We start from the raw sequence: 26,395 nt of genomic DNA on the forward strand, positions 1-26,395 counted from the left end.
CCTCATGCGCCGCGCGTGCCGCCGCCCGCCGGGCGCGCCATGAAGGCCAGTACGGCGTCGTGGAATTCCGTCATGAGCGGGGACCAGGTGGCCGTGCGACGGGTAATGAAGGCAATGCGGCGCGACAGCGGCCCGGCCAAGGCCACCGGCAGTTCGACCAGCCCGGCGGAGCGCGCACCGGCCAGCGCCGAGCGGGGCATGAGCGCGAGCAGGCCGGCGCGCCCCACCAATTCGAGCATGCCGGGCGAAAAGTGCTCGACTTCCAGCGCCGCGTGGGGCCGCTCCAAGCCCGCTTCAGCGTAATAGGTATCGAATGCCCGGCGCGCCATCGAGGTGGGCCGCGGCAGTACCCAGCGGCAATCCGCCAGATCGCCCAAGGCCAGCCGCTTCCTTGTCGCCAGCCGGTGGCGCCGGCCCGCCGCGATGCACAGCGCGTCGTCCTGCAGCCACTCCTGGCGCAAGGCCGGCGGCAAGTCGGCATAGACAGGCGCCACCAGGATGTCCAGGCCGCCGTTGGCGACGCGCTCGCCCAGTTCGTCGGACAAACCCGCATACAGTTCGACGCGCAACGCGGGACGGCGCGGCAGCAGCGTGGCCAGCACCGGCATGACCACCGCATCCATGGTGGCGCCGGTGGCGCCGACGCGCAGCAGGCCGGCCTGCCCCGCGCGCAGCTCTACCGCATGGCGCACCGCGTCGCGGTATTCGGCCCGCAGTTTCCGTGCATGCTGCAGGAATACCAGCCCGGCCGAGGTCAGCCGGATACTACGGCCGGAACGATCCAGCAGGGCCAGCCCGGACTCAGCCTCCAGGCGCTGCAACGATTTGGACAGCGCGGGCTGGGTGACCGAGCAGGCCGCCGCGGCCCGGCCCAGGTGCCCGTGCTCGACTACCTCGAGGAAATACTCGATATCGCGCAGCGACAAATTCATGAATTTAATTTATATCAAAGATGATGTTTAGGAATGTTATCGCAGGCCTGGGCACCTAGAATTTTTTCGTATAGGGCCGTGGCCCTCCCCTCTTTGATTACTGCCCTATGCCTGCACAACCGAACATCATCCTGATCGTCGCCGACAATCTCGGCTGGGGCGAACTGGGCTGCTACGGCGGCGGCGCCCTGCGCGGCGCCCCCACGCCACATATCGACCAACTGGCCAGCGAAGGCCTGCTGCTGCAGAACTTCAACGTGGAAAGCGACTGCGTGCCCACCCGTTCGGCCCTGATGACGGGGCGCCACCCCATCCGCACCGGCTGCCTGCAATCGGTGCCGCCGGGCCTGCCCCAGGGATTGCGGCGCGACGAGATCACGCTGGCGCAGCAATTGTCGGAACAGGGCTATGCAACGGCCCATTTCGGCAAATGGCACCTTGGCGACATCCCGGGGCGCTATCCGTCCGACCGCGGCTTCGACCTCTGGTACGGCATTCCGCGCACCACCGACGAAAGCCAATTCACCGCGTCGGTGGGCTTCGATCCCACGGTGGCCGAGATCCCGCACATCATGCAGGGCGGGCGCGGCGGGCCCTCCACGCCCGTACAGGTCTACGACCTGGAGGCGCGCCGCGGCATCGACGCCGAGCTGGTGCGGCGTTCGCAGGACTTCATGCGCGCGCGCACCGAGGCCGGCCAGCCGTTCTTCCTGTACCTGCCGCTGGTACACATGCATTTCCCGACCCTGCCGCACCCGGACTTCGCCGGCCGCACCGGGGTGGGCGACTTTGCCGATTCACTGGTCGAGATGGACCACCGGGTCGGCCAGATCATGCAGACCGTCGACGAACTGGGCCTGCGCGAGGACACGGTTTTCGTGTTCTGCAGCGACAACGGCCCGGAATTCCGCAAGCCCTATCGCGGCACGGCCGGCCCCTGGACGGGCACCTACCACACGGCCATGGAAGGCAGCCTGCGGGTGCCCTTCATCATTCGCTGGCCCCGCCGGATCGCCGCCGGACAGGTTTCCAACGAAATGGTCCATGTCACCGATCTGTTCACCACGCTGTCGCGCATCGGCGGCGCGGCCATTCCGGCCGACCGGCCGATCGACGGCCAGGACCAGCTCGATTTCTTCACCGGCGCGCGGGCGACGTCGCCGCGCGAGGGCTTCCTGTTCTACATCAAGAACGACCTGCGGGCCGTCAAGTGGCGCCACTGGAAACTGCATTTCTACTGGGAGCCCGAGGTCAACGAAGGCAAGGGCAAGCTGGAATCGCCCTATCTGTTCAACCTGCAGCAGGACCCCAAGGAAGAAAGCGACGTCCTGATCTTCAATACCTGGGTACTGGGCCCGGTGCTGAAGATGGTGCAGGCCTTCAACCAATCGTGCGCCGCGCATCCCAATACGCCGCCGGGCGCGCCCGACCCGGCGTGACCCGGCCGCGCCGGCGCGCCGTACAACGACAAGGGGAATATCGATGAAACTCGCATCCTGCCTGGCGGCCACTCTGCTGTGCGCCGCCATGCCGGCGGCGGCGCGCGCCGCCGCGCCACTGGACTGGCCCACCGGCACGATCCACTGGATCGTCGGCTTCGTGCCGGGCGGCACCGCGGACACCCTGACGCGCATCGCGGCCCAGGAACTGGCGCGCCAGACGGGCAAGACCGTCGTAGTGGAAAACCGTTCGGGCGCCTCGGGCGCCATCGCGCTGCAATACGTGGCGCGCAGCCAGGCGTCCGACGGCCTGCTGATCACCGTGCCGGGGCCGTTGGTCTACCCCAGCCCGCAGCCGCGCATCGGCCATGAGCTGGCGCCCGTGGCCCTGATGGCCGAAGGCCCGATGGTGATCGTCGGCCCGGCCGGCGGCGCCCAGGACTCGCTGCAGGACGTCGTCGAGGCCGCCCGCCAGCAACCCGAAGCCTGGAGCTACGGCAGTTCCGGTACCGGCACCTCCCAGCACCTGGCGGGCGAACTGCTGAACCGGCAGGCCGGCACGCACATGACGCATATCCCCTACAAGGGTGGCGGGCAGGCGGTGTCCGATGTGGCCGGCGGGCAGATCCCGCTGGCGATCCTGGGCGCCACGCCGGTCATGTCGCAGATCAAGTCCGGCACCCTGAAAGCCTACGCGGTGACCACGGCCTACCGTATCCCCAGCCTGCCCGAGGTGCCGACCATGCGCGAGGCGGGCTTTCGCGACTACGAGGCCAGCCAATGGTTCGCCGTGGCGGCGGTGCGGTCGATGCCCGCCAGTCAGCTGGATACCCTGAACGGCCTGCTGCGGCAGGCGTTCAAGAGCGCCGCCTTCCAGAAGGCGCTGGAGACGGCGGGCATGGTGGCCGGCGACGGCAGCCGCGCCGAACTGCTGGCCTTCCTGCGCGGGGATCAGCGGAAATGGGATGCGCTACTGCAGGGCGGGACGCTGCAGCTGGCGCCCTGAGGCCACCCGCGCGCAGCGGCGAGACACTCCGCCGGCCGGCAAGGGCGGCCGCAAGTCTTATATAAGATATAAGACACTTGCCCCCAGCCCCCTCCTCCCTCTACAATTCCGGCCGACAACCCTTCTCGCAACCCGACTTTACGCAGGCCTGCCATGCTGGAAACGTATCGCCAACACGTCGCCGAGCGCGCCGCGCTGGGTATCCCCCCGCTGCCCCTCTCGGCCCAACAAACCGCCGATCTGATCGAACTGCTGAAAAGCCCGCCCGAGGGCGAGGCGCAGTACCTGCTGGACCTGCTCACCCACCGCGTGCCCGCCGGCGTGGACGACGCCGCCAAGGTCAAGGCCTCGTACCTGGCGGCCGTGGCGCTGGGCAAGGAATCGTGTGCGCTGATCAGCCGGGCCAAGGCGACCGAACTGCTGGGCACCATGCTCGGCGGCTATAACATCGGCCCGCTGATCGAACTGCTGGACGACGCCGATGTCGGCACCATCGCCGCCGACGGCCTGAAGAAAACCCTGCTGATGTTCGACGCCTTCCACGACGTGAAGGACAAGGCCGACAAGGGCAACGCCAATGCGCGCGCCGTGATGCAGAGCTGGGCCGACGCCGAATGGTTCACCAGCCGCCCCGAGCTGCCCGAGAGCCTGACCATCACCGTGTTCAAGGTGCCGGGCGAAACCAACACCGACGACCTCTCGCCCGCGCCCGACGCCACCACGCGCCCCGACATCCCCATGCACGCGCTGGCCATGCTGAAGAACAAGCGCGAAGGCGCGGCGTTCCAGCCGGAAGAAGACGGCAAGCGCGGCCCGGTGAAGTTCATCGAATCGCTCAAGGAAAAAGGCCACCTGGTCGCCTATGTGGGCGACGTGGTCGGCACGGGCTCGTCGCGCAAGTCGGCCACCAATTCGGTGCTGTGGTTCACGGGCGAGGACATCCCCTTCGTACCCAACAAGCGCTACGGCGGCGTCTGCCTGGGCGGCAAGATCGCCCCCATCTTCTACAACACCATGGAAGACGCGGGCGCCCTGCCCATCGAGCTGGACGTCTCCAAGATGGAAATGGGCGACGTGGTCGAGCTGCGTCCGTATGAAGGCCGTGCACTGAAGGACGGCGAAGTCATTTCCGAATTCCAGGTCAAGTCCGACGTGCTGTTCGACGAAGTGCGCGCCGGCGGCCGCATTCCGCTGATCATCGGCCGCGGCCTGACCGCCAAGGCGCGCGAGGCCCTGGGCCTGCCGCCTTCGACGCTGTTCCGCCTGCCCAAGAACCCGGCCGATTCGGGCCGCGGCTACTCGCTGGCGCAGAAGATGGTCGGCCGCGCCTGCGGCCTGCCGGAGGGCCAGGGCGTGCGTCCGGGCACCTATTGCGAACCGCGCATGACCTCCGTGGGCAGCCAGGACACCACCGGCCCCATGACCCGCGACGAGCTGAAGGACCTGGCCTGCCTGGGCTTCTCGGCCGACCTGGTCATGCAGTCGTTCTGCCACACCGCGGCCTACCCCAAGCCGGTGGACGTCAAGACCCACCACACCTTGCCGCAATTCATCAGCACGCGCGGCGGCATCTCGCTGCGCCCGGGCGACGGCGTGATCCACTCGTGGCTGAACCGCATGCTGCTGCCCGACACGGTGGGCACCGGCGGCGACTCGCACACCCGCTTCCCCATCGGCATCTCGTTCCCGGCCGGCTCGGGCCTGGTGGCATTCGCCGCCGCCACCGGCGTGATGCCGCTGGACATGCCTGAATCGGTGCTGGTGCGCTTCAAGGGCAAGATGCAGCCGGGCGTCACGCTGCGCGACCTGGTCAACGCCATTCCGCTGTACGCCATCAAGCAGGGCCTGCTGACCGTCGCCAAGCAGGGCAAGAAGAACGTCTTCTCGGGCCGCATCCTGGAAATCGAGGGCCTGCCCGACCTGAAGGTGGAACAGGCGTTCGAACTGTCCGACGCCTCGGCCGAGCGTTCGGCCGCCGGCTGCACGGTGCGCCTGGACAAGGAACCGATCATCGAGTACATCAACAGCAACATCGTGATGCTGAAGTGGATGATCGCCAACGGCTACGAAGACGAACGCTCGCTGGGCCGCCGCATCAAGGCCATGGAAGCCTGGCTGGCCGACCCCAAGCTGCTGGAGCCCGACGCCGACGCCGAATACGCCGCCGTGATCGAGATCGACCTGGCCGACATCCACGAGCCCATCGTGGCCTGCCCCAACGACCCGGATGACGTCAAGACGCTGTCCGACGTGGCCGGCGCCAAGATCGACGAAGTGTTCATCGGCAGCTGCATGACCAACATCGGCCACTTCCGCGCGGCTTCCAAGCTGCTGGAAGGCAAGCGCGACATCCCGGTCAAGCTGTGGGTGGCGCCGCCCACCAAGATGGACGCGCAGCAACTGACCGAGGAAGGCCACTATGGCGTGTTCGGCACCGCCGGCGCGCGCACCGAAATGCCGGGCTGCTCGCTGTGCATGGGCAACCAGGCCCAGGTGCGCGAAGGGGCCACGGTGATGTCGACCAGCACCCGCAACTTCCCCAACCGCCTGGGCAAGAACACCAACGTGTACCTGGGTTCGGCCGAGCTGGCCGCCATCTGCTCGCGCCTGGGCCGCATCCCGACCAAGGACGAGTACATGGCCGACATGGGCGTCATCAACAAGAGCGGCGACCAGATCTACCAGTACCTGAACTTCGACAAGATCGCCGACTACAAGGACGTAGCCGACGTGATCGAGGTGTAAACGCCGCTGGCATGGCATTGCGGCGGCCGTGGCCCGCCGCAAGACAGAACGGCCCTGGACATGTCCAGGGCCGTTCTGTTTTTTTTGCCGCCAGGCCGCCTCGAGGGCGCGGCATCGACCCGTCAGTCGCGCACCGCCAACGCATCCAGCTGCGCATCGTCCAGGGCCAGCGCCAGGTCGCCCATGGCGCAGGTCACCGCCAGGGCGCGGCGCAGTTCGCTTGCGCGGATGATGTCCGGCGTATCCTCCGCGGACAGGATGCGGTTGACGCGCGAATCGGGCCGGTCGAAACCCGCCACCAGGCGCAGCGCGGGGATGCCGTGGCGGGCGAAATTGGCGTGGTCGGAGTTCGGCATCAGCGGCAGCCAGCTGGCGACCGGCACGCCGGCTGCCTGCGCGGCCCGCGCGACATAGCCGGCCAGCGCCGGGAAGTCGCTGATCAGCGCGGCCAGCGTATCGTCGCCGGCCACGGTGTCCAGGTTGATGTTCAGCTTGAGGCTGGCCCGCTCCGCGGCGGGCAGGTCCGCCAGGTAGCGGGCGGAGCCGGTCAGGGCCCATTCCTCGGCGCAGAACAGGCACACGCGCAAGCCGGCCGTGTGCGCCGACACCCTGGGCGCGAGTGCGCGCGCGGCCGCCAGGGCCACCGCCACGCCGGTGGCGTTGTCGAGCGCGCTCTGGCCCAGGTCATGGCCGTCCAGGTGGGCGCTGATGACGATGCGCGCGGCCCGGCCGCCCGGGATGTCCAGCACCGCCACGCCGGCGCGTGCGTCGGGCACCTCCTCGCCCTGGATCACCAGCCGGACCGGCCCGGCGGCATCGGCGAGCAGCCGCGCGCCGGCCGCGTCGATGTAGGCGGCCGGGATGCCGGCCGCATCGCGCGGGCGGCCCGAAGAGCCCGACAACAGGCCGCCGCCAGGCCGCGGGTTGGCGATCAGGAAGCCGGCGGCGCCCGCCTGCACCGCCATGTCGTACTTGCGGCGGCGATGCACGTGCTGCGGCGTGAACGGATACTCGTGGCGCACCAGCACCAGCTTGCCGCGCACCTGATCGCCGGCGCGCGCGAAATCGTCGGCGCGCCCCGGCCCCAGGTCCAGCACCGGCGCCACCAGGCCTTCCGGCGCGGTCGATGCCGAGCGCAGCAACGGCTTGCATTCCAAGGCGCGTGCCCCGCCCGCGTCGTCGAGCAGCTCCAGGCTGCCCTGCAGGCAGCGCCAGCCATCGTACGACACCTCCAGGCGCCGGACCTGCCCGCCCGTCGCCCGCATGTGCTCCAGCGCCCAGTCCATCGCGCGCGCATCCTGGCCGCTGCCGGACAGGCGGCCGCCGAAGCCGCACAACGCGTGAAAATCCTCCATCAGCTGCGTATCGCGCGCAGCCGCCTGCAACCACTCAGTCATGGGTTTCCTTCCAGGTCATGGCGCGCCCGGCCGGGCGCGCGCCTTTATTCCAGCTTGATGCCGGCCCGCCCGACCACGTCCTGCCAGCGGTCGAAGTCGGCCGACAGCAGGGACTGCAGGGCTTGCGCATCGGTTTGCGCGGGCACGTTGGCGCCGATGCCGGCATAGCGCTGCGCAATGGCGGGCGCCTGCATCACCTTGCCCATCGCCGCGCCGAGCCGGTCCAGCACGGCCTGCGGCGTGCCGGCCGGCGCCATCAGGCCCCACCAGCTTTGCACGGTCAGGTTGGGCAGCCCGCTCTCCTGGAACGTGGGCACGTCAGGCGTGGCGGGCTGGCGCTGCGGCGACGACACCGCCAGCGGCCGCACCTTGCCGGCCTGGAACAGCGCCGCGGCGCTGGGCATGCTGCTGAAGCTGATGTCGATCTGCCCGCCGGCCAGGTCGCTGACCGAGGCCGCGGCGCTCTTGTAGGGCACGTGCACCAGCCGGGTCTGGGTGTTGAGCATGAACAGCTCGGCCAGCAGATGGGTCAGCGAGCCATTGCCGCCCGAGCCGATCGAAACCACGCCGGGACGGGCGCGGGCATCGGCCACCAGTTCGGTAACGCCCTTGCCTGCGTAGCCGGGCCCGGCGAACAGGTACATCGGCGACAGGCCCACCAGGGCGATCGGCGCGAAGGCGCGGCGCGCGTCGTACTTGACGCGGTCGCCGTAAAGCGCCGGCACGATGGTGAACGGCACATCGGCCAGCAACAGGGTATAGCCGTCGGGCGCCTCCGTCGATACGTAGGCCGTGCCTATCATCGAGCCCGCGCCGGCGCGGTTCTCGACCACGACCGGCTGGCCCAGTTCGGCGCCCAGCTGCTCGCCGATCGCCCGGGCGATCAGGTCGGAGCTGCCGCCGGCCGAATACGGCACGACGATCTTGACGGGTTTGTCGGGATACGCGCCCGCGGCCAGCGCGGGCAAGGCGACCAGGGCGGCGGCCGCGATGCCGCGCCAGGCTTTTTTCCACTTGATCATGTTGTTGCGAGAAGCTGTTCTTGTTGGACGGAAAGGCATTCTGGGCCGGCCGCTTCCGCGCCGGCAAGGGACATATGCGCATGCGCCATTCCGTTGCGGAATAGCGGCTCAGCGCCCCAGGTAGTCGCGCACCGCCTGGTTCAGGGCGCCGGCCCGCTCCTGGACCCAGGCGCAGAAGGCCTCGGTATAGGGGCCGCCCACATCCGGCCGCGGCTGCATCAGGTAGTAGCCGAAGCGGCCTTCCACCACTTCGCCCAGCGGCCGGCACAACGCGCCCTCGCGCAACGGCTGCAAGACCGTGCACAGCGGCACGATGGCCGCTCCCAGCCCGTGCAGCACCGCCGGCAGCAGCACCGAGAAGCCCTCGTATTCGGGCGCGGTGGCGGACGGCCCGGGCCACAGCGGGGCCACCTCGGCGCGCCACTCGTCCCAGCCGTAGCCGCGCTGGGCGCGCTTGAGCAGCGGCAGGCCGTCCAGGTCCTCGACCCGGCGCACCGGATGGCGCCGCAGCAAGGCCGGCGCCACCACCAGGGTCATCTCGCGCCCGCACAGATAGCGCGCCGACATGCCGGACACATAGCCCGCATGCAGCTGGATCTCGGCGCCGAAGCGCTCCGCCTCGCCGCGCCCGTACAGCAGGCGCGGCCTGACGTTGACCCGGATGCCGGGATGGCGCTCGAAGAATTCGGCCAGGCCGGGCAGCAGGCAGAACTGCGCGAACGACGGCGACACCGCCACGTTCAGGGCCACCCGCGACCCCGGCTGCGCCACCAGTGCGTCGGCCTCGTCGATCAACCGCAGCGCGGCGCCGATGCGCTCGAAATACAGCGCGCCCGCGTAAGTCAGGCGCAAGCCGGTGGGCAGGCGCTGGAACAGCGCCACGCCCAGGCGCGCCTCGAGCGCGCTGATGTGCTTGCTGACCGCGCTCTGGGTCAGGCTCAGCTCTTCGGCGCTGCGGCTGAAATTCAGGCTGCGCGCGGCGGCCAGGAAAATGCGCAGCGAGGTGACGGAATTGCGTGAACCTTTCATCATGGACCAGGAGCCGGGCGCCCCGGGGGCGCCGAGGCAGGACATTATCCGGCGCGCGCCGCGCGGCGCAATGCGGCACATCCCTAGGCGCCGGCGCGCCGCCTGGCCGGGGTTTTCTTTTACGATGCTGTCATCATCGATTTCCCGCCCGACGGCCTGGTGCATGAACACGGAATATCTGGAGAGTTTCGCGAAGGTGGTGGAATGCCGCTCGCTGGCCGAGGCGGCGCGCCGCCTGCATTTGACGCCGGGCGCGGTGGCGGCGCGCATCCGCATCCTGGAAGGCGAGCTGGCCACCGCCCTGGTGCAGCGCTCGGGCCATACCATCACGCCCACCGAGGCCGGCATGCGCATCTACGACCGCGCCCGGGAACTGATCCAGTCGGCCCGCGACCTGCAGGCCATCGCCGGCTCGGGCTCGGTGGAGGGCGAGCTGCGGCTGGGCGTGTTCCCTTCCGCGCTGACCACGCACCTGCCGGTGCTGATGGAAGGCTTTTGCGCCAAGCACCCCGAATTGTCGACCTACATCGCCTACGCCCCCTCGGCGGAACTGTGCCGCAGCGTGCACATGGGCCAGCTCGACATCGCCATCGCGATCGAGCCGGCCTTCGCCATCCACAAGAACTGCGGCTGGCAGACCTTGCAGGAAGAACCCCTGATCGTGATCGCGCCCTCCCAGATGGCCGGGCGCGACGCGCACGACCTGCTGGTGCGCGAACCCTTCATCCGCTACGACCGGCTGGCGCACAGCGGCAAGCTGGTCGACCGCTACCTGAAAGACCACGCCATCGTGCCGCGCCAGCGCATCGAGGTGGACAGCCTGCTGACCATCGTCTCGCTGGTCGAGCGCGGGGTCGGCGTGTCGCTGGTGCCGGACTCGTTCTCCATCTGGTACAAGGCCGACGGCCTGGTGAAGATCGCCCTGCCGCAGCGCACGCCGATCCGCCGCATCGGCATGATCTGGGCCCGCCACGGCCCGCGCGCCAGCATCGCGCAGGCGCTGCTGGAGCATGCCCGGCAGACCTTCTGAACGGCGGCGCGCCGCCGCCGCCCCAGGCGCGGCACAAATCCTTTGCGTTGAAAACACAAAAAATTTGCGAATCCGGCCCGCGCCGGCCTCGTAGACTCTGGGTCCATCGACCAGGACCATTCAAAGGAGACACGAGGATGATCGGATTCCGCATTGCCGAGCTGCAGCGCCGCGTCGCGGCGCACTGGGTGGAGAAATTCCGCGCCATCCCGGTGGCCAATATCAGCGACGTCATGGCGCGCATGTCGGCCGGCGGAGCGGCGCTGCGCCCGATGCACGCCGGCGGCGCGCTGGCCGGGCCGGCGTTCACGGTCAAGACGCGCCCCGGCGACAACCTGATGGTGCACAAGGCCATCGCCATGGCGCAGCCCGGCGATGTCATCGTGGTGGATGCGGGCGGCGACCTGACCAACGCCATCATCGGCGAAATCATGACCACCACCGCCAAGCGGCGCGGCATCGCCGGCTTCGTCATCAATGGCGCCATCCGCGACCTAGGCACCATCTCGAAAGACAGCTTCCCCGTGTACGCGGCCGGCGTCACCCATCGCGGGCCGTACAAGGATGGCCCGGGCGAGATCAACGCGCCGGTCAGCCTGGGTGGCATGGTCGTGGCGCCGGGCGACCTGGTGCTGGGCGACGAGGACGGGCTGCTGAGCATCCCTTACGCCGAGGTGGAGGCCGTGCATGCGGCCGCCCAGGCCAAGAACGAACTGGAGGCGCGCATGCTGGCCGATATCGCCAATGGCGTGCTGGACACCGCGTGGATCGACCAGGCGCTGGCGCGCCTGCAGTGCGAATTCGTGAAATAGCCTCGGGACCGCCTGCATCATGACGCCTACCCCGAAGAAAGTCGTGCGGTTGAACCTGTGGACCGACCCCAGCTTCGACCGCATCCTGCGCGCCGATCCGAACATCGCGCTGACCGTGCTGGACCTGGCCGACCCGGAACAAGCCCTCTGGGAACAGCTGGGCCAGGCGGACGTCTACCACGTCTCGGCGGCCAAGGATGAAGTGCCGCCCCAATGGCAGGTAACGCGCGCGCTGCTCGAACGCTGCCCGCGCCTGCTGTGCGCCTCGACCTCCGGCGCGGGCTACGACACCGTGGATGTGCAGGCCTGCACCGAGCGCGGCGTGCTGGTGGTCAACCAGGCCGGCGGCAACGCGGCATCCGTGGCCGAGCACGCTTTCGGCCTGATGCTGGCGGTCGCGCGCCGCATCGTCGAATCCGACCAGCGCCTGAAGGCCGGCGGCCGATTCTCGCGCGAGGACCTGATGGGCCACGAACTCAACGGCCAGACGCTGGGCCTGGTCGGCATCGGCCACATCGGCCGGCGCGCGGCGCGGCTGGGACAGGCGTTCGGCATGCGCGTGCTGGCCCACGACCCATACCTGGACGACGCCGAGGTGCGCGCGCGCGGGGCGGAACCGGTGCCGCTGGACGAATTGCTGGCCAGCAGCGACGTCGTGTCGCTGCACTGCCCGCGCACCGCCCAGACCGAGGGCCTGTTCGACGCCGCGGCGTTCCGCGCCATGAAGCGCGGCGCCCTGTTCATTTCCACCGCGCGCGGCGGCATCCACGACGAGGCCGCGCTGCATGACGCACTGGCGGCGGGCCATCTGGGCGGCGCGGGGCTGGACGTCTGGAAGGTCGAGCCGCCGCCGCCCTCGCACCCGCTGCTGGGCCTGTGGAACGTGGTGTCGACCTTCCACACCGGCGGGGTGACGCACGAAGGCCGCCGCAATGTGGCCACCATGGCGGCCGAGCAGATCCGCGCCCTGTGCGCCGGCGACCGGCCCGGCCGCATTGTCAATGACGCCGCCTGGCCCGCGTTCACGGCCCGGCTGCGCGTCTGATTTCCACACACAACAAAGGAGACAAGACCATGCAACTGCAGCACGAATTCAAGCGCAAGCTCGCCGCCCTGGCGGCCGCCGGCGCGGCGCTCGCGACCATGCTGGCCGCCCCCGCGCGGGCGGAGTATCCCGAGCACCCGATCAACCTGATCGTGTCCTACGGCCCGGGCGGCGGCACCGACCTGACGGCCCGCGCGCTGGCGCCGTTCATCGAGAAATACCTGGGCAACGGCGCGCGCATCGTGGTCCTGAACCGGCCCGGCGCGGGCGGCGCCATCGGCTTCGCCGAGATCGCGCGCGCCAAGCCCGACGGCTACACCATCGGCTTCCTGAACACCCCCAACCTGATCACCATCCCGATCGAGCGCAAGGCCCAGTACCACTGGACCGACTTCGACCTGATCGGCAACCTGATCGACGACCCCGACAGCTTCGCCGTCAATACCAGCAGCAACATCAAGACCCTGGCGGACCTGGCCGCCTATGCCAAGGCCAATCCCGGCAAGGTCACGGTGGGCACCACCGGCATCGGCTCGGACGACCACCTGGCCATGCTGCTGTTCGAGAAATCCACCGGCACCAAGATGACCCACGTGCCCTACAAGGGCGCGGGCGAAGTGCGCAGCGCCATCTCCAGCGGCGAGATCTTCATGGCGGCGATGAACATCGGCGAAGCCTGGGCCTACATCCAGGCCGGCTCGCCGATGCGCGACCTGGGCGTCATGAGCCAGGAGCGTTCGGACATCGCCCCCGACCTGCCCACCTTCAAGGAACAGGGGCACGACATCACCATGGCTTCGCTGCGCGGCATCGGCGCGCCCAAGGGCTTGCCGCCGGAAATCAAGGACAAGCTGGTCAAGGCCGTGCGGCAGGCGGTGGAAGACCCCGAATTCCGCGCCAAGGCCAAATCCATGTACGCGCCGCTGCGCTACCTGGCGCCCGCGGAATACCAGGCTGAGCTGCAGGCCAACGAAACCCTGTTCCGCGACTTCTGGAAGGCGACGCCCTGGGCCGAACACTGAGCGTACGGCGGCGGCCGGCGCGGAAAAAGATTGCGTCCCCTGGTCGCGGCCGGGATAATACGACAAATTCTTATTTCCAATCTGTTTCCCTGCCCTCCATGCCTGCCGCCCCGTCTCTCCTGTCCGCTCCCCGCCCCGCCCACCTCACCCCCCTGGCCCTGGCGCTGCATGCCGCCCTGTCGGCCGCGGCGCTGGCCGCCGCGCCGGCCTGGTCGCAGACCGTGCAGGGAGCGGTCACCACCCTGGAAGCCACCACGGTCACCGGCGAGGCCAGCGTCTCCAACCCCACCCCCGTCGAGTACGCGGGCGGACAAGTGGCGCGCGGCGGGCAGTTGGGCGTGCTGGGCAACATCGACAACATGGACGCGCCCTTCGTGGTGACCAGCTACACGTCCAAGCTGATCGAGGACCAGCAGGCCCGCACCCTGGGCGACGTGGTAAAGAACGACGCTTCGGTGCAGGTGGGCAATGGCTTCGGCAACTCGGCCGAAACGTTCTCGATCCGCGGTTTCGCCATGAACAACGACGATCTGTCGTTCAACGGCTTGTACGGCATCCTGCCGCGCCAGGTGCTGCCCACGCAGATGATCGAGCGGGTCGAGATCCTGAAGGGCGCCAATGCCTTCCTGAACGGCGCGGCGCCGGGCGGCTCCGGCCTGGGCGGCGCCATCAACATCCAGCCCAAGCGCGCCGGCGCCGATCCGCTGACTCGCGCCACGGTCGACTACACCAGTGATTCACAGGTGGGCGGCAGCGTCGACATCGGGCGCCGCTGGGGCGACGCGCAGCAGTTCGGCATCCGCGTCAACGCGGCGCATCGCGACGGCGACACGGTAGTGGACGACGCCGGCCAGCGCATGACCGTGGGCACCGTCGGGCTGGACTACCTGGGCGAGCAACTGCGCGTCTCCCTGGACGCGGGCTACCAGAAGTACCGCTACTCGCAGCCGCGCCCCACCATCGTGCCGACTGGCGACGGCGTGCCGTCGCCGCCGTCGAACGACGTCAACTACGGACAACCCTGGACCTACAGCGAGCTGGAAAGCACCTTCGGGGTGCTGCGCGCCGAGTACGATTTTTCGAGCAGCTGGATGGGCTATGCCGCCATCGGCACCAGCCACGACCGCGAGAACGGCGACTATGGCCAGCCCCGGGTCGGCGACGACGGCATCGGCGAAGTGGGGCGCCTGACCGTGCCCTATACCCGCGACTCGGTCAGCGGCGAAATCGGCATGCGCGGGCGCTTCCAGACCGGCGCGGTCGGCCATCTCGTCAATGTCGGCGTATCGCGGCTGCAAACCCGCGTCAGGCAGGCCTGGGAAACCAGCGCGCGCAGCCCGATCGACATCTACGACCCGGTGTACTTCGACCGCCCGGAAACCAACTTCGTGGGCGGCGACCTGGACGACCCGCATGTCAGCAGCCGCACGCACCTGACCAGTGTCGCGCTGTCGGACCAGTTGTCGTTCCTCGACGACCGCGTGCTGCTGACCCTCGGCGCGCGCCACCAGACCATCAAGGACAAGCTCTACACCACCGCGGGCGTGCACGACACCACTTACGACAAATCGGTGTGGACCCCGGCCTACGGCCTGGTGGTGCGGCCATGGGAACAGGTGTCGTTCTACGTCAACCACATCGAGGGCCTCAGCAAGGGCGACACGGCGCCGCAGCAGGCCAGCAACTTCGGCGAGAGCCTGGCGCCCTACCGCACCAAGCAGACCGAGGCCGGCGTCAAGCTGGATTTCGGCAATATCGGCGGCAACATCGGCGTCTTCCAGATCGAAAAGCCCGAAGCCCACGTCAATGCCGCCGGCGTATTCGAGGAAGCCGGCTCGCAGCGCAACCGCGGCCTGGAAGTGAACATCTACGGCGAGCCGGTGCGCGGCGTGCGCCTGCTGGGCGGCGTCACCTTCATGGACCCGGAACTGCGCGGCACCGCGGGCGGCGCGCAGGACGGCAACGACGCCATCGGCGTGCCGCGCTACCAGGCCGTGCTGGGCGCCGAATGGGACGTGCCGGCGTTGACGGGCCTGACGCTGCAGGCCTACGTGCAGCGGCGCGGCTCGCAGTATGTCAATATCGACAACACCGCCAAGATCCCGGCCTGGACCCGCATCGACCTGGGCGCGCGCTATGCCACCAAGATCGACGGCCGCAACGTGGTGTGGCGCGCCGGCGTCGACAACGTGACCGACAAGAAATACTGGGCCACGGCGGGCAACGACTTCGGCCAGGTCACGCAGGGCATGGGCCGCGTGTACAAGCTGTCGATGTCGGTCGATTTCTGATCCACGGCGGCGCGGGCCGGCGGGCCGGCCCGCGCGGTCACACCGCCGGTCAGAACGCCACCTGGTCGCCGCCCTTGAGCTGCAGGATGCGGCGCGCGTCTTCCGGCGTGGCGACCTGCATGCCCAGCCCCTCGATCATCTGGCGCACCGAGCGCACCTGCTCGGCATTGGACTGCGCCAGCCGGCCCTTGCCGGCCCACAGGCTGTCCTCCAGGCCGACCCGCACGTTGCCGCCCATGGCCACCGACTGCGCGGCGATGCGGAACTGGCTGGCGCCGGCGCCCAGCACCGACCAGCGGTAGTCCGCGCCGAACAGCCGGTCGGCGGTGCGGCGCATGTGGATTACATCCTCCGGATGAGTGCCGATGCCGCCCAGCAGCCCGAATACCGACTGCACGAAGAACGGCGCCTTGACCAGGCCGCGGTCGGCGAAGTGCGCCAGGTTGTACAAGTGGGCGATGTCGTAGCACTCGAATTCAAAGCGCGTGCCATTGTCGTAGCAGGTCGACAGGATGTATTCGATGTCCTTGAAGCTGTTGCGGAACACCAGGTCGCGCGTGGCCTCCAGGTGCTCGCGTTCCCAGTCGAACTGGAATTCCTTGTACTTGTTCAGCAGGTGGTACAGCCCGAAGTTGATCGACCCCATGTTCAGCGAAGCCACCTCGGGCTTGAATTGGGCCGCCGGCTTGACGCGTTCCTCGACCCGCATATAGGGGCTGCCGCCGGTGGTGATGTTGATCACCGCGCCGGTGCGGCGCTTGACCTCCGGCAGGAAGCGCGCAAACGCCTCGGGCGTCTGGTCGGGCTTGCCGTTCTGCGGGTCGCGCGCGTGCAGGTGCAGGATGGCGGCGCCCGCCTCCGCCGCCGCTACCGCCTCGCGCGCGATGTGCTCGGGCGTGATGGGCAGGTGCGGCGACATGGACGGCGTGTGGATCGCGCCGGTAATGGCGCAGGTGATGATGACTTTATCCTGGGACATGCTGGGCTCCGTGGTGATGGGCGCGCCGGCCGGCGCGCTCAGGGGGTGTCGTCGTCGCGGCCGGCCTGCTTGTGCGCGGCCAGCGCCATCAACTGGCGGTCGCGCCATAGCTGGCGCGCCGGCAAGCCGGCGGCGGGCAGGCGGGCGCGGCGCTCGGCCTCGACGCGGTCCATGGTCTCGCCGCTCCACGGCACGCGCCGCTGCATCTGCTCGAACAAGTCCGCGTACATGCCTTCGTAGCGCCCGGCGTAATCCCGCACGCCGCCCGGTGCATTCAGGTCGATGGTCTCGAACGGCCCCATGAACGACCAGCGCAGCGCCAGGCCTTCGCGGATGCCGACATCCACGTCCTCGACGCCCGCATAGCCGTCGGCCACCAGCCGGAAGGCCTCCTGCAGCAGCGCGCCCTGCAGGCGGTTCATGACGAAGCCGTCGATCTCGCGGCGCATCATGATGGGCACTTGCCCGGCGTCGGCCAGTATCTGGCGGGCGCGCTCCATGGCCCGCGGCGCGGTCCAGGGCGCGGGCACCAGTTCCACCGCCGGCACCAGGTAGGGCGGATTGATCGGATGCGCGACCAGGCAGCGCTCGCGGCCCGGCAGGTGGTCGGTAAAGCGCGACGGCAGCAGCGCCGATGTCGAACTGGCCAGGATGGCGCCGGCCGGCGCCAGCTGGTCGAGCTCGGCGTACACCGCGCGCTTGCCATCGAGCACTTCGGGCGTGTTCTCCTGCACGTAGTCCGCCTGCGCCAGGGCCGCGCCGAGCTCGGTTTCCACGCGCAGCCGGGCCTGCACGTCGGCCGGCCGCTGGCCGCGCAGCAGGCCGTGCCGGTCCAGGTCCGGCAATACGGTGGCGGCGAACTCCAGCGCGCGCTCGGCCTGGCCGGGCTGCTTGTCCCAAAGCGCGACGCGATGGCCGCCGCGCGCGAACACAACGGCCCAGGCGCGGCCGATCAGGCCGGCGCCGACGATGGCGATACGTAGCATGGCGGTCTCCCTCAGAGTGTCTCGACGTTGCCGTCCACGCTCAGCGACTGGCCGGAAATATTGCGTCCACCTTCCGACAGCAGGAACGCCACCGCCAGCGCAATGTCGTGCTGCGTGACCATGCGGCGCAGCGAAACGCGTTCCAGGTAGGTGGCTTCCATGCGCTCATAAGACACGCCCACCTGTTCGGCGCGCGCGCGGATCACGCCCTCCATGCGCGGGCCCTCGACGATGCCCGGCAGGACCGCGTTGACGCGGATGCCGGCCGGCCCGAGTTCCTTGGCCAGGCTCTGGGTAAAGCCGATGACGCCGAACTTGGCCGAGGAATATGGCGTGCGGAAGGCATAGCCGTGGCGGCCCGCCGCCGATGACATGTTGACGATGGCGCCGCCGCCTGCGGCCTTGAGCAGCGGCACCGCCAGGCGGGTGCAGAGGAACTGGCCGGTCAGGCAGATATCCACGCAACGGCGCCATTCCTGCGGGTCGAGGTCCTCCACTGCGCCGGTGGGCCCCGCGATGCCGGCATTGTTGATGAGCGCGTCGAGCCCGCCCAGTTGTCGCCCGGCTGCCTCGAACAGGCGCGCCACGTCCGCCTCGCTGGAAACGTCGGCGCGGATCGCCCCGACCTCGGGATGGCTTTGCGCCAGTTGCGCCAGCGCGGGCTCCGCGACATCGCAGGTGAACACCCGCGCGCCGCAGGCGGCCAGATGCCGCACGATGGCCAGGCCGATGCCGCCCGCCCCGGCCGTGACCACCACCCGCAACCCTTCCAGGCCGTCCGCTTGTCTGCTCATATGCTCCTCCTGCGGCATGCGCCGCGCGTGATTCGATTGGCCGCCGCGACCCGTCGTGCCCGCTGCGGCCGGATTCGGCTTATAATTTGTATCTGTGATCACAGATCATGATGAAATAGTACGATGGGAATCCCCGTGACGCAACCACCTGCCCTGCCCGCCGCCGACCCGGCGGACCGCCTGCCGCCCACCACCGAACTGGAAGGCAAGATGGAAAAAATTGTCCGGCACACGCTGTCGGACCGGGTCTACGCCGATTTGAAGGAGCTGCTGCAATCGGGCGAGATGGAGCCGGGCCAGCGCTTCACGCTGCGCGGCCTGGCCGCCACCGTGGGCACCAGCGCCATGCCGGTGCGCGAGGCGGTCGGCCGCCTGTCGGCCGAACAGGCGCTCGAAGTCCTGCCCAACCGCGCCATCCGCGTGCCCATCATGACGCGCGAACGGTTCCTGGAATTGCGCACCCTGCGCATCCAGCTCGAGGGCCTCGCCATCGAACAGGCGGCGCAGCACCGCAGCGCCGCCGAGCTGGCCGACATCCGCCGCCATGAACAGGAATTCCGCCAGGCGCGCGAACTGCCCGAGCCCGACGGGCGCCAGGCGGTGCGCGCCAACAAGAACCTGCATTTCGCCATCTATCGCGCCGCGCGCATGCCGGTGCTGCTGCAGATCGTCGAGAGCCTGTGGCTGCAGGTCGGCCCGGTGCTGAACTATGACCTCGCCAGCAGTCCGCGCCGCCTGACGCACGGCGAGGCGCACCAGCATCATGCCGACATGGTGGCGGCCATCGCGCGCCAGGATCCCGCGGCGGCCCGCGCGGCCCTGGTGGCCGACTTGATGAGCGCCAGCGAATTCATCCTGGCGCGCGACGTGCTGCCCTGATGGCCGGCGCGGGTCGGGCAGCCCCTATCGTGACACGCGGAACCGCTTAGAATTGCCGCCATCCCCCGCACAAGGAATCCGGCAATGAGACGTGGGCCGCTGCTGCTGACCCTGCTGACGCTCTTGACGGGCTGCGCCACCACGCCGCCCTCCAACCCCGAGGATCTCTGCGCCATCTTCCGCGAGAAGCCGGACTGGCATGACGCCGCGCTCGACGTGCAGAAAAAATGGGGCGTGCCGGTGCAAGTGCCGTTCGCGATGATGTACCAGGAATCCAGCTTCCGTCACGACGCGCTGCCGCCGCGCTACTACTTCCTGGGCTTCATTCCCTGGGGCCGGGTCAGTTCGGCCTACGGCTATGCCCAGGCCAAGGACGAGACCTGGGCCGACTACAAGCGCGAGGCGGGCAGCTGGACGGCCAGCCGCGACGACCTGGCCGACGCGCTGGACTTCATGGGCTGGTACATGACCAAGACGCAGCGCCTGAATGGCGTATCCAAGTGGGACGCCTACGGCCAGTACCTGAACTACCACGAAGGCTGGACCGGCTATCGCAACCGCAGCTATGACGGCAAGGCGTGGCTCAAGCGCGTGGCCCAGCAGGTGCAGGCGCGCGCCGAACGGTTCGGCGCGCAGTACCGCTCGTGCGAAAAGGACTTGAATCGCGGCGGCCTGTTCGGCCTGTTCTGACACCCTCCCGGCTGCGCTATCCTGTCGGCTACAGGAGAGGGGCAACATGTATTTCGACTCGACACTCTGGGCGATGACGCGCGGCGTGCGGCTGCGCATGCTGGGCTGCGCCCTGCTCGGGCTGCTGGGCCTGGCGGCCGGCATCGCCCGCTTCGTGCTGCTGGGCCAGTTCCTGGCACGGCTGTTCGCCGGCGTGGGCGGCGCCGCGCTATGGTGGCCGCTGGCCGGCGCGGCCCTCGCCATCCTGCTGCGCGGCGCCTGCGAGCATGCGCTGAACCTGGTGGCCAACCGCAACGCGGCGCGCATCCAGGACAACCTGCGCGCGCAGCTCTACGACAAGATCGTCGAGCTGGGCCCGGCCTGGTTCGGCGGCCAGCGCACCGGCGGCGTGATGCTGGCGGTGATCGACGGCGTCGAACAGCTGCAGAGCTTCTTCGGCCGCTATCTGCCGCAACTGTTCATTGCCGCCTGCGCCCCGGTGGTGATCTTCGCTTTCATTGCCTGGTGGGACTGGCCGGTGGCCCTGGTGCTGCTCGCGGCGGCGCTGATCACGCTGATCCTGCCGCTGGCGGCGCACGGCAGCCATCGCGATGCCTCGCGCCGGCGCGCCCAGGCGTTCAAGGCCTTCGGCGAGGAATTCCTGGACGCCATGCAAGGGCTGCCCACCCTCAAGGCGTTCGGCCAGAGCCGCGCCTGGGGCGACCGGCTGGCGGCGCGTGCGCGGGCGCTGTCGGACAACACCTTCAAGGTGCTGGGGCGCGAGGTCTCGGCGCGCTTCGCCACCGACATCGGCATCACCGTCGGCGCGGCCGCCGCGCTGGCGCTGGGCGCCTGGCGCGTGGCCCAGGGCGAGATGACACTGGCCGCGCTGCTGGTGGTGCTGATGGCCGGCACGGAGATCTTCCGCCCCCTGCGCGACATGCGCGCCGTCCTGCACCAGGGCCTGATGGGGCAATCGGCCGCCGCCAGCGTGCGCACCCTGCTGGAAGCCACCAGCTCCGCGCCGTCGGGCGGCGCCGCGACGCTGCCCGACGGCGGCCGCGGTGGCCTGGCGATCGCCTTCCGCGATGTGGCTTTCTCTTATCCGGGCGGACGCAGCATCACGCACCAGGGCATGACGTTCGACGTGCGGCCCGGAGAGCGCGTGGGCATCGTCGGCCCGAGCGGCTCGGGCAAATCCACCCTGGTGCGCCTGCTGCTGCGCCTGCACGATCCCCAGGCGGGCGCCATCGAGCTGGGCGGCCAGGACCTGCGCAGCCTCGATCCCGAAGCCGTGCGCGCGCGCATCTCGCTGGTCGCCCAGGACAGCACGCTGTTCCACGGCAGCGTGGAAGAAAACCTGCTGCTGGCGCGGCCCGACGCCACGCCGGAACAATTGCGCGCCGCCGCCATGGCCGCCAACGCGCACACGTTCATCATGGCGCTGCCGCAGGGCTACCAGACTTTGCTGGGCGAGCGCGGCACCCAGCTTTCCGGCGGCCAGCGCCAGCGCCTGGCGATCGCCCGCGCCCTGTTGCGCGACACGCCGGTGCTGGTCCTGGACGAGGCGCTATCGTCCGTGGATGCCGAGAACGAGGCCGAGATCCAGCAGGCGCTGGACCGGCTCAGCCGCGGCCGCACCACCCTGGTGCTGGCGCACCGGCTGTCCAGCGTGATCAATGCCGACCGCATCCTGGTGCTGGACGGCGGACGCATCGTCGAGACCGGCACGCACGCCACGCTGATGGCCGGCGACACGCTGTACCGGCGCCTGATGGGCGCGCAGCAGGGGCCGGCCGAGACGCTCGACCTGCCGGCCGCGGGCGCGGCCGGCACGCCGGACGCCGACGGCCACGCCGCCGACCGCCCCGCCCCGCTGCCGCTCGAAGACGAGGCGCGCCACATCGGCACGCGCCAAGTGCTGGGCACCCTGCTGGACATCATCCGCCCCTGGAAGCGGCAGTTCGCCATCACCGTGGCCAGCGGCGTCGGGCGGGTGGCGGCCTTCATCGGCGTGTCGGTGCTGGGCGCGCTGGTGATCGCCCGGCTCAAGAACGGCGAGCCATTCGACGGCCTGCTGGCCGCGCTGTTCGTGGCGGCGGTGGCGGCGGCCGCGCTGCACTGGATCGAGTCGTGGCTGGCGCATGCCATCGCCTACCAGTTGCTGGCCGAAATGCGCATCGCGCTGTATCGCAAGCTGGAGGCGCTGGCGCCAGCCTACCTGCTGCGGCGCCGCGCCGGCGACCTGGTCGGCCTGGCCACGCAGGACGTCGAAACGGTCGAATACTTCTTCGCGCACACCGTGGCGCCGGCCTTCGTGGCGGTGCTGGTGCCGGCCTTGGTGGTGGCGATTCTCGGCGCCACCGCCTGGCCGCTGATGGTGGCGCTGCTGCCGTTCCTGCTGTGGGCCGGCGCGTCCCCCTGGCTGAGCCGCGCCCGCGTGGACGCCGAGGGCAGCCGCGCCCGGCAGGCGCTGGGCCTGCTCAGCGCGCACCTGGCCGAGAGTATCCAGGGCCTGTCGGACCTGGTGGCCTTCTCGGCCACCGGGCGGCGCCGCGCCGCCTTCCTGGCCATCGCCCGCGACTACCAGACAGTCCGGCTGGCGCTGCTGGCCGACCTGTCGCGCCAGGGCGCCCTGCTCGAGATCGCCACCGGGCTGGGTGGGCTGGCGGTCGCCGCCACCGGCGCCTGGTGGGTGGCGCAGGGCGGGCTGGCCGCCGGGCTGCTGCCGCTGCTGATCCTGCTATCAGTGTCGGCTTTCCTGCCGGTCTCGGAGATCGCCCAGGTCAGCCGGCAACTGGCCGATACGCTGGCCTCGACCCGCCGCCTGCGCGCCATCCACGATGAGCCGGTGCACATCGCCGACGGGCCGCTCGACCCGCCCATGGCCGTGGCCGGCCTGCCGCTGGCCTTCGAGGACGTGACATTCACCTATCCCGGCCGCGCCCGGCCCGCGCTGAGCGGCGTCTCGCTGGACTTGCCGGCCGGCGCCACGCTGGCGCTGGTGGGCCCGTCCGGGGCGGGCAAGAGCACGCTGGCCAGCCTGCTGCTGCGCTTCTGGGATCCGCAGCGGGGCACCGTGCGCATCGGCGGCGTCGGCCTGCCCGAATTGACGCTGGACGCGCTGTACCGCCGCATCGCGCTGGTGGCCCAGGACACCTGGCTGCTCAACGGCACGCTGGAAGACAACATCCGCCTGGCGCGGCCCGATGCCGGCGCGGCCGAGCTGGCCCTGGCCATCGAGCGCGCGGCCCTGGCGGACTTCGTGGCGGGGCTGCCCGACGGGCTGAACACGCGGGTGGGCGAGCGCGGCGTCGCGCTGTCCGGCGGACAGCGCCAGCGCATCGCCATCGCGCGCGCCTTCCTGCGCGACGCGCCGGTGCTGATCCTGGACGAGGCCACGTCGCACCTGGATGCGATCAGCGAGGCCCAGGTGCACCGGGCGCTGGCCGAGTTGATGCGCCACCGCACCACCCTGATCATCGCGCACCGGCTGTCGACCATCCGGCAGGCCGATACCATCGCGGTGGTGGACGGCGGCCGCATCGTCGAGGCGGGCACGCACGACGCCCTGCTACGGCGCGGGGGCGCCTACGCGCACCTGGTGAACCGGCAGATGACGGCGGCGCGCCAGGTGGCGTGACGCCGCGCCGGCGCCGGGCGGCGCCGGCCGCCGGCTACCATTGGCCGAAGAATATGCCCGCGCGCTTGTGGGCGTTGGTGGACTGCTCGACCGCGCCATCGGACATGGTGGTGCGCCGCTTCGCGCGCAGCGACCATTCCAGCAGCCGCTGGCGCATCTCGGCGCGCACCCCGGCATGCGTGGCGCTGGCGCCCAGGTCTTCGAACTCGTCCGGATCGGCCTGCAGGTCGTACAGCTGCTCGGGTTCGTCCAGCCAGTACACATAGCGCCAGCGCTCGGTGCGCACCGACCAGGCGCGCGCCTGCTGCGGTGTCTTGCCCAGCGCCACGCGCGCCTGCCGGAAGCTGTAGTCGAGTTCCGACACCGCGGCGTCGCGCCATGCCAGGCCGTCATCCGCGCCGTGCAACAGCGGCTGCAGCCCGCGGCCTTCCAGCCGGTGCCCGGGCAGCGGCGCGCCGAGCGCGTTCAGAATGGTCGGCACGATGTCCACGCTTTCCACCAGCCGGCGCTCGACGCGCCCGCGCGTGGCGTCGGCCGCGGCGCCCGGGTCCATCACGATCAGCGGCACGCGCTGCACGGTGTCGTAGAACAGTTCCTTTTCGCCCAGCCAATGGTCGCCCAGGAAATCGCCATGGTCCGAGGTGAAGACGATCAGCGTGTTGCGCATCAGGCCGGCCCCTTCCATGTAGTCGAACAGGCGGCCCAGGTGCGTGTCGAGCTGGCTGACCAGGCCCTGGTAGGCCGGCCGCACGGTGCGCACGCATTCGTCGCGCGCGAAGCTGCGGCTTTCCTCGTGCTGCCGGTACGCCTGCAGCACCGGGTGCGCGCCCGCCAGCTCGCGCTGGTTGCGCACCACCGGCAGGCATTGGTCGCTGCTGTACATGCGGTGATAGGGATCGGGCGCCATGTAAGGCCAGTGCGGCTTGACATAGCTCAGGTGCAGGGCCCAGGGCTGCGCGCCGCGCTGGCGCATGAATTGCAGCGCGCAGTCGGTCGTGTAGGCCGTTTCGGAATGCGCCTCGCGCACGCGCGAGGGCAAGTGGGTATTGCGCATGTGCCAGCCGCTGACGACCTGCCCGTCGCCGTCCACCGCCGCGATGACGTAGTCCGTCCAGGGGTCGGCCGAGTCATAACCATGACGACGCAGGAAGGCGGGATAGCCGCTCTCCTCGCCCGGCTCGTGGTGGCCGTCGTAGCGGTCGGCCTCGCGGAAACTGCCGCGCGCCAGCAAGGCGCCCAGCTCCGAGCCGCCGTCGATGGCCAGGCGCTCCATGCCGGCGCGATCCGGGATGACGTGGCTCTTGCCGATCAGCACCAGGTCGCGCTCGCGGCCGGCCAGGTATTCGCCCAGCGTCACTTCGCCCACCGACAGCGGCACGCGGTTCCACGTAGCGCCGTGGCTGGACGGATAGCGGCCGGTGTAATAGCTCATGCGCGACGGGCCGCACACGCCGGCGTTGACGAACGCCCGCTCGAAACGCACGCCGCGCGCCGCCAGCGCGTCCAGGTTGGGGGTGCGCAGATACGGATGCCCATAGCAGCCCAGGTGATCGGCGCGCAACTGGTCGGCCATGATGAACAGCACATTCTGGATATCGCTCATGAAATGCCACCCTTGCGCTATTGCGTAGCCTTGAAGCCGGAGCGGCGCACGACCGGCTCCCATTGCTGCCGGTAGGCGGCCAGCGCCCGCGCCGTCTGTTGCGCGTCGGCCGATACCGGCACCAGGTTGGCCGCCCGCACCGCCTGCTGCATGGCCGGCTCGCGCATTACGGCCGCGATCTCGCGCGCCAGGCGCTCGGCCTTTTCCTGCGGCATCGCGGCCGGCGCGAAGAAGGCGTTCCAGCCGTCGGCGGCCAGGTCGACCCCTGTCTCGCGGAAGGTGGGAACGTCCGGCAGGGCCGGATCGCGCTGGGCGCCGGAGGTCGCCAGGATGCGCACGCGGCCGCCCTGGTGCTGCGGCAGCAGCGTATCGAGCGTGTCGATGGCCTGCGGCAGGATGCCGCCGATCAGTTCGCTGATCAGCGGCCCGGAACCGCGGTATCCCACCACTTCGGCCGCCAGGCCGATTTCGTCGCCCAGCATCAGCGCGAAGAAATGCGGCAGGCTGCCGGTCGCCGGCACGCCCACGGTGAAGCGCTCGGGGTTGGCCTTGAGCCACTGCCGCAGCGACGGCAGGTCGCGCATGGGGGAATCGGCCGATACCGCCAGCGCGAACTGGTAGCTGCTGACCAGCGACACTGGCCGGAAATCGCGCTGCGCGTCATAGCCCGGATCTTCGTAGACCAGCGGCGCCACCACCATCACCGCCGGGTTGCCGAGCAGCAGCACGTTCTGGCCGGCGCCGGCGCTGCGCAGCGTTTGCGCCGCAATGCGGCCGCCCGCGCCGGTCTTGTTCTCGACGATGACGGCGACGCCGACGCGGTCCTTCAGCCGCTCGGCCACCAGCCGGGCGATGCGGTCGGAACTGCCGCCCGGCGGGTATCCGACCACGATGGTCAAGGGCCCGTCCAGCGGCGCCGCCGCCCAGGCCGGCACGGCCAGCGCACAGGCCGCGAGCGCGGCCAGTATCCGTTTGAACATGTCTTCCTCCTGTGTTTTTGTGTGCGCAAAGACTGTAGCAACGGAGGCTTTTCTTGATCTAATCCAATATCGGCATAACTACAAAACCGCCC

General features: G+C 69.8%; 20 protein-coding genes. 11 read left to right on the plus strand and 9 right to left on the minus strand.

Annotation, left to right across the window (positions count from 1 at the left end; translation table 11 throughout):
• Positions 1-2 precede the first annotated feature (2 nt).
• Positions 3-932 (minus strand): LysR family transcriptional regulator, encoded by a 930-nt coding sequence (locus ACKTT0_RS00125; protein WP_407847119.1) that lies wholly within the window; start codon positions 930-932, stop codon positions 3-5.
• Between the two features lie 107 nt (positions 933-1,039).
• Between ACKTT0_RS00125 and ACKTT0_RS00130 the strand changes: the two genes are divergently transcribed.
• From ACKTT0_RS00130 to acnB, 3 genes are all read left to right on the plus strand, one after another.
• Positions 1,040-2,371, plus strand: a complete 1,332-nt coding sequence (locus ACKTT0_RS00130; protein ID WP_407847121.1) for an arylsulfatase — start codon at positions 1,040-1,042, stop codon at positions 2,369-2,371.
• Between the two features lie 43 nt (positions 2,372-2,414).
• A complete protein-coding gene (locus tag ACKTT0_RS00135; RefSeq protein WP_407847122.1) occupies positions 2,415-3,377 on the plus strand; it encodes a tripartite tricarboxylate transporter substrate binding protein in 963 nt (320 codons plus the stop codon).
• 153 nt (positions 3,378-3,530) lie between these two features.
• Positions 3,531-6,122, plus strand: a complete 2,592-nt coding sequence (acnB, locus tag ACKTT0_RS00140) for a bifunctional aconitate hydratase 2/2-methylisocitrate dehydratase (RefSeq protein ID WP_407847124.1) — start codon at positions 3,531-3,533, stop codon at positions 6,120-6,122.
• Positions 6,123-6,244: 122 nt separating this feature from the next.
• Here the strand turns inward: acnB and ACKTT0_RS00145 are convergent, their stop codons facing one another.
• The 3 genes from ACKTT0_RS00145 to ACKTT0_RS00155 all read right to left on the minus strand — a co-directional run bounded on the left by ACKTT0_RS00145 (position 6,245) and on the right by ACKTT0_RS00155 (position 9,573).
• A complete protein-coding gene (locus ACKTT0_RS00145; protein ID WP_407847125.1) occupies positions 6,245-7,519 on the minus strand; it encodes a M28 family peptidase in 1,275 nt (424 codons plus the stop codon).
• Between the two features lie 44 nt (positions 7,520-7,563).
• Complete coding sequence (locus tag ACKTT0_RS00150; RefSeq protein ID WP_407847127.1) at positions 7,564-8,541, minus strand: tripartite tricarboxylate transporter substrate binding protein; 978 nt, start codon at positions 8,539-8,541, stop codon at positions 7,564-7,566.
• Positions 8,542-8,649: 108 nt separating this feature from the next.
• Positions 8,650-9,573: a LysR substrate-binding domain-containing protein gene (locus tag ACKTT0_RS00155; protein WP_407847129.1), complete on the minus strand. Its 924-nt coding sequence runs from the start codon at positions 9,571-9,573 to the stop codon at positions 8,650-8,652.
• Between the two features lie 160 nt (positions 9,574-9,733).
• Between ACKTT0_RS00155 and ACKTT0_RS00160 the strand changes: the two genes are divergently transcribed.
• From ACKTT0_RS00160 to ACKTT0_RS00180, 5 genes are all read left to right on the plus strand, one after another.
• Positions 9,734-10,600: a LysR family transcriptional regulator gene (locus tag ACKTT0_RS00160; protein WP_407847130.1), complete on the plus strand. Its 867-nt coding sequence runs from the start codon at positions 9,734-9,736 to the stop codon at positions 10,598-10,600.
• Between the two features lie 137 nt (positions 10,601-10,737).
• On the plus strand, positions 10,738-11,412 hold the full coding sequence (locus ACKTT0_RS00165; RefSeq protein WP_407847131.1) for an RraA family protein: 675 nt from the start codon (positions 10,738-10,740) through the stop codon (positions 11,410-11,412).
• Positions 11,413-11,431: 19 nt separating this feature from the next.
• Complete coding sequence (locus ACKTT0_RS00170; protein WP_407847133.1) at positions 11,432-12,457, plus strand: hydroxyacid dehydrogenase; 1,026 nt, start codon at positions 11,432-11,434, stop codon at positions 12,455-12,457.
• Positions 12,458-12,486: 29 nt separating this feature from the next.
• Complete coding sequence (locus ACKTT0_RS00175; RefSeq protein ID WP_407847135.1) at positions 12,487-13,479, plus strand: tripartite tricarboxylate transporter substrate binding protein; 993 nt, start codon at positions 12,487-12,489, stop codon at positions 13,477-13,479.
• 98 nt (positions 13,480-13,577) lie between these two features.
• The gene (locus tag ACKTT0_RS00180; protein ID WP_407847136.1) at positions 13,578-15,770 is read left to right on the plus strand and encodes a TonB-dependent receptor; all 2,193 of its coding nucleotides are present in this window, start codon (positions 13,578-13,580) and stop codon (positions 15,768-15,770) included.
• A gap of 49 nt (positions 15,771-15,819) precedes the next feature.
• Here ACKTT0_RS00180 and kce read toward each other — a convergent pair whose 3' ends face one another.
• From kce to ACKTT0_RS00195, 3 genes are read right to left on the minus strand one after another with little or no spacing between them, the layout of a single operon-like run.
• Entirely contained in the window at positions 15,820-16,749 is a 930-nt protein-coding gene (gene kce, locus ACKTT0_RS00185; RefSeq protein WP_407847138.1) for a 3,5-dioxohexanoate:acetyl-CoA acetone transferase, read from the minus strand.
• A gap of 38 nt (positions 16,750-16,787) precedes the next feature.
• Positions 16,788-17,735 (minus strand): 3-hydroxyacyl-CoA dehydrogenase, encoded by a 948-nt coding sequence (locus tag ACKTT0_RS00190; protein ID WP_407847139.1) that lies wholly within the window; start codon positions 17,733-17,735, stop codon positions 16,788-16,790.
• Positions 17,736-17,746: 11 nt separating this feature from the next.
• Positions 17,747-18,529 (minus strand): SDR family oxidoreductase, encoded by a 783-nt coding sequence (locus tag ACKTT0_RS00195; RefSeq protein WP_407847141.1) that lies wholly within the window; start codon positions 18,527-18,529, stop codon positions 17,747-17,749.
• A 135-nt stretch (positions 18,530-18,664) separates the two neighbouring features.
• Between ACKTT0_RS00195 and ACKTT0_RS00200 the strand changes: the two genes are divergently transcribed.
• The 3 genes from ACKTT0_RS00200 (at position 18,665) to ACKTT0_RS00210 (ending at position 23,720) form a co-directional block, all read left to right on the plus strand.
• The gene (locus tag ACKTT0_RS00200) at positions 18,665-19,408 is read left to right on the plus strand and encodes a GntR family transcriptional regulator (protein WP_407847143.1); all 744 of its coding nucleotides are present in this window, start codon (positions 18,665-18,667) and stop codon (positions 19,406-19,408) included.
• Between the two features lie 84 nt (positions 19,409-19,492).
• Positions 19,493-20,098 carry a transglycosylase SLT domain-containing protein gene (locus ACKTT0_RS00205; RefSeq protein WP_028354688.1) on the plus strand — a complete coding sequence of 202 codons (606 nt, stop codon included), beginning with the start codon at positions 19,493-19,495 and terminating at the stop codon, positions 20,096-20,098.
• Between the two features lie 46 nt (positions 20,099-20,144).
• The gene (locus ACKTT0_RS00210) at positions 20,145-23,720 is read left to right on the plus strand and encodes an ABC transporter ATP-binding protein/permease (RefSeq protein WP_407847145.1); all 3,576 of its coding nucleotides are present in this window, start codon (positions 20,145-20,147) and stop codon (positions 23,718-23,720) included.
• A 34-nt stretch (positions 23,721-23,754) separates the two neighbouring features.
• Here ACKTT0_RS00210 and ACKTT0_RS00215 read toward each other — a convergent pair whose 3' ends face one another.
• Positions 23,755-25,323 (minus strand): sulfatase-like hydrolase/transferase, encoded by a 1,569-nt coding sequence (locus tag ACKTT0_RS00215; RefSeq protein WP_407847147.1) that lies wholly within the window; start codon positions 25,321-25,323, stop codon positions 23,755-23,757.
• A gap of 17 nt (positions 25,324-25,340) precedes the next feature.
• Positions 25,341-26,303, minus strand: a complete 963-nt coding sequence (locus ACKTT0_RS00220; RefSeq protein ID WP_407847149.1) for a Bug family tripartite tricarboxylate transporter substrate binding protein — start codon at positions 26,301-26,303, stop codon at positions 25,341-25,343.
• Positions 26,304-26,395: the final 92 nt, after the last annotated feature.

The sequence above is a fragment of the Bordetella saccharivorans genome (assembly GCF_045862855.1).
In the GTDB taxonomy this organism is placed as follows: domain Bacteria; phylum Pseudomonadota; class Gammaproteobacteria; order Burkholderiales; family Burkholderiaceae_B; genus Bordetella_A; species Bordetella_A petrii_F.

What these genes read in the sequence shown, in the direction of transcription:
- ACKTT0_RS00125 (WP_407847119.1), bottom strand. Translation starts at nt 932, where the DNA reads ATGAATTTGTCGCTGCGCGATATCGAGTATTTCCTCGAGGTAGTCGAG.
- ACKTT0_RS00130 (WP_407847121.1), top strand. Translation starts at nt 1,040, where the DNA reads ATGCCTGCACAACCGAACATCATCCTGATCGTCGCCGACAATCTCGGC.
- ACKTT0_RS00135 (WP_407847122.1), top strand. Translation starts at nt 2,415, where the DNA reads ATGAAACTCGCATCCTGCCTGGCGGCCACTCTGCTGTGCGCCGCCATG.
- acnB (WP_407847124.1), top strand. Translation starts at nt 3,531, where the DNA reads ATGCTGGAAACGTATCGCCAACACGTCGCCGAGCGCGCCGCGCTGGGT.
- ACKTT0_RS00145 (WP_407847125.1), bottom strand. Translation starts at nt 7,519, where the DNA reads ATGACTGAGTGGTTGCAGGCGGCTGCGCGCGATACGCAGCTGATGGAG.
- ACKTT0_RS00150 (WP_407847127.1), bottom strand. Translation starts at nt 8,541, where the DNA reads ATGATCAAGTGGAAAAAAGCCTGGCGCGGCATCGCGGCCGCCGCCCTG.
- ACKTT0_RS00155 (WP_407847129.1), bottom strand. Translation starts at nt 9,573, where the DNA reads ATGATGAAAGGTTCACGCAATTCCGTCACCTCGCTGCGCATTTTCCTG.
- ACKTT0_RS00160 (WP_407847130.1), top strand. Translation starts at nt 9,734, where the DNA reads ATGAACACGGAATATCTGGAGAGTTTCGCGAAGGTGGTGGAATGCCGC.
- ACKTT0_RS00165 (WP_407847131.1), top strand. Translation starts at nt 10,738, where the DNA reads ATGATCGGATTCCGCATTGCCGAGCTGCAGCGCCGCGTCGCGGCGCAC.
- ACKTT0_RS00170 (WP_407847133.1), top strand. Translation starts at nt 11,432, where the DNA reads ATGACGCCTACCCCGAAGAAAGTCGTGCGGTTGAACCTGTGGACCGAC.
- ACKTT0_RS00175 (WP_407847135.1), top strand. Translation starts at nt 12,487, where the DNA reads ATGCAACTGCAGCACGAATTCAAGCGCAAGCTCGCCGCCCTGGCGGCC.
- ACKTT0_RS00180 (WP_407847136.1), top strand. Translation starts at nt 13,578, where the DNA reads ATGCCTGCCGCCCCGTCTCTCCTGTCCGCTCCCCGCCCCGCCCACCTC.
- kce (WP_407847138.1), bottom strand. Translation starts at nt 16,749, where the DNA reads ATGTCCCAGGATAAAGTCATCATCACCTGCGCCATTACCGGCGCGATC.
- ACKTT0_RS00190 (WP_407847139.1), bottom strand. Translation starts at nt 17,735, where the DNA reads ATGCTACGTATCGCCATCGTCGGCGCCGGCCTGATCGGCCGCGCCTGG.
- ACKTT0_RS00195 (WP_407847141.1), bottom strand. Translation starts at nt 18,529, where the DNA reads ATGAGCAGACAAGCGGACGGCCTGGAAGGGTTGCGGGTGGTGGTCACG.
- ACKTT0_RS00205 (WP_028354688.1), top strand. Translation starts at nt 19,493, where the DNA reads ATGAGACGTGGGCCGCTGCTGCTGACCCTGCTGACGCTCTTGACGGGC.
- ACKTT0_RS00210 (WP_407847145.1), top strand. Translation starts at nt 20,145, where the DNA reads ATGTATTTCGACTCGACACTCTGGGCGATGACGCGCGGCGTGCGGCTG.
- ACKTT0_RS00215 (WP_407847147.1), bottom strand. Translation starts at nt 25,323, where the DNA reads ATGAGCGATATCCAGAATGTGCTGTTCATCATGGCCGACCAGTTGCGC.
- ACKTT0_RS00220 (WP_407847149.1), bottom strand. Translation starts at nt 26,303, where the DNA reads ATGTTCAAACGGATACTGGCCGCGCTCGCGGCCTGTGCGCTGGCCGTG.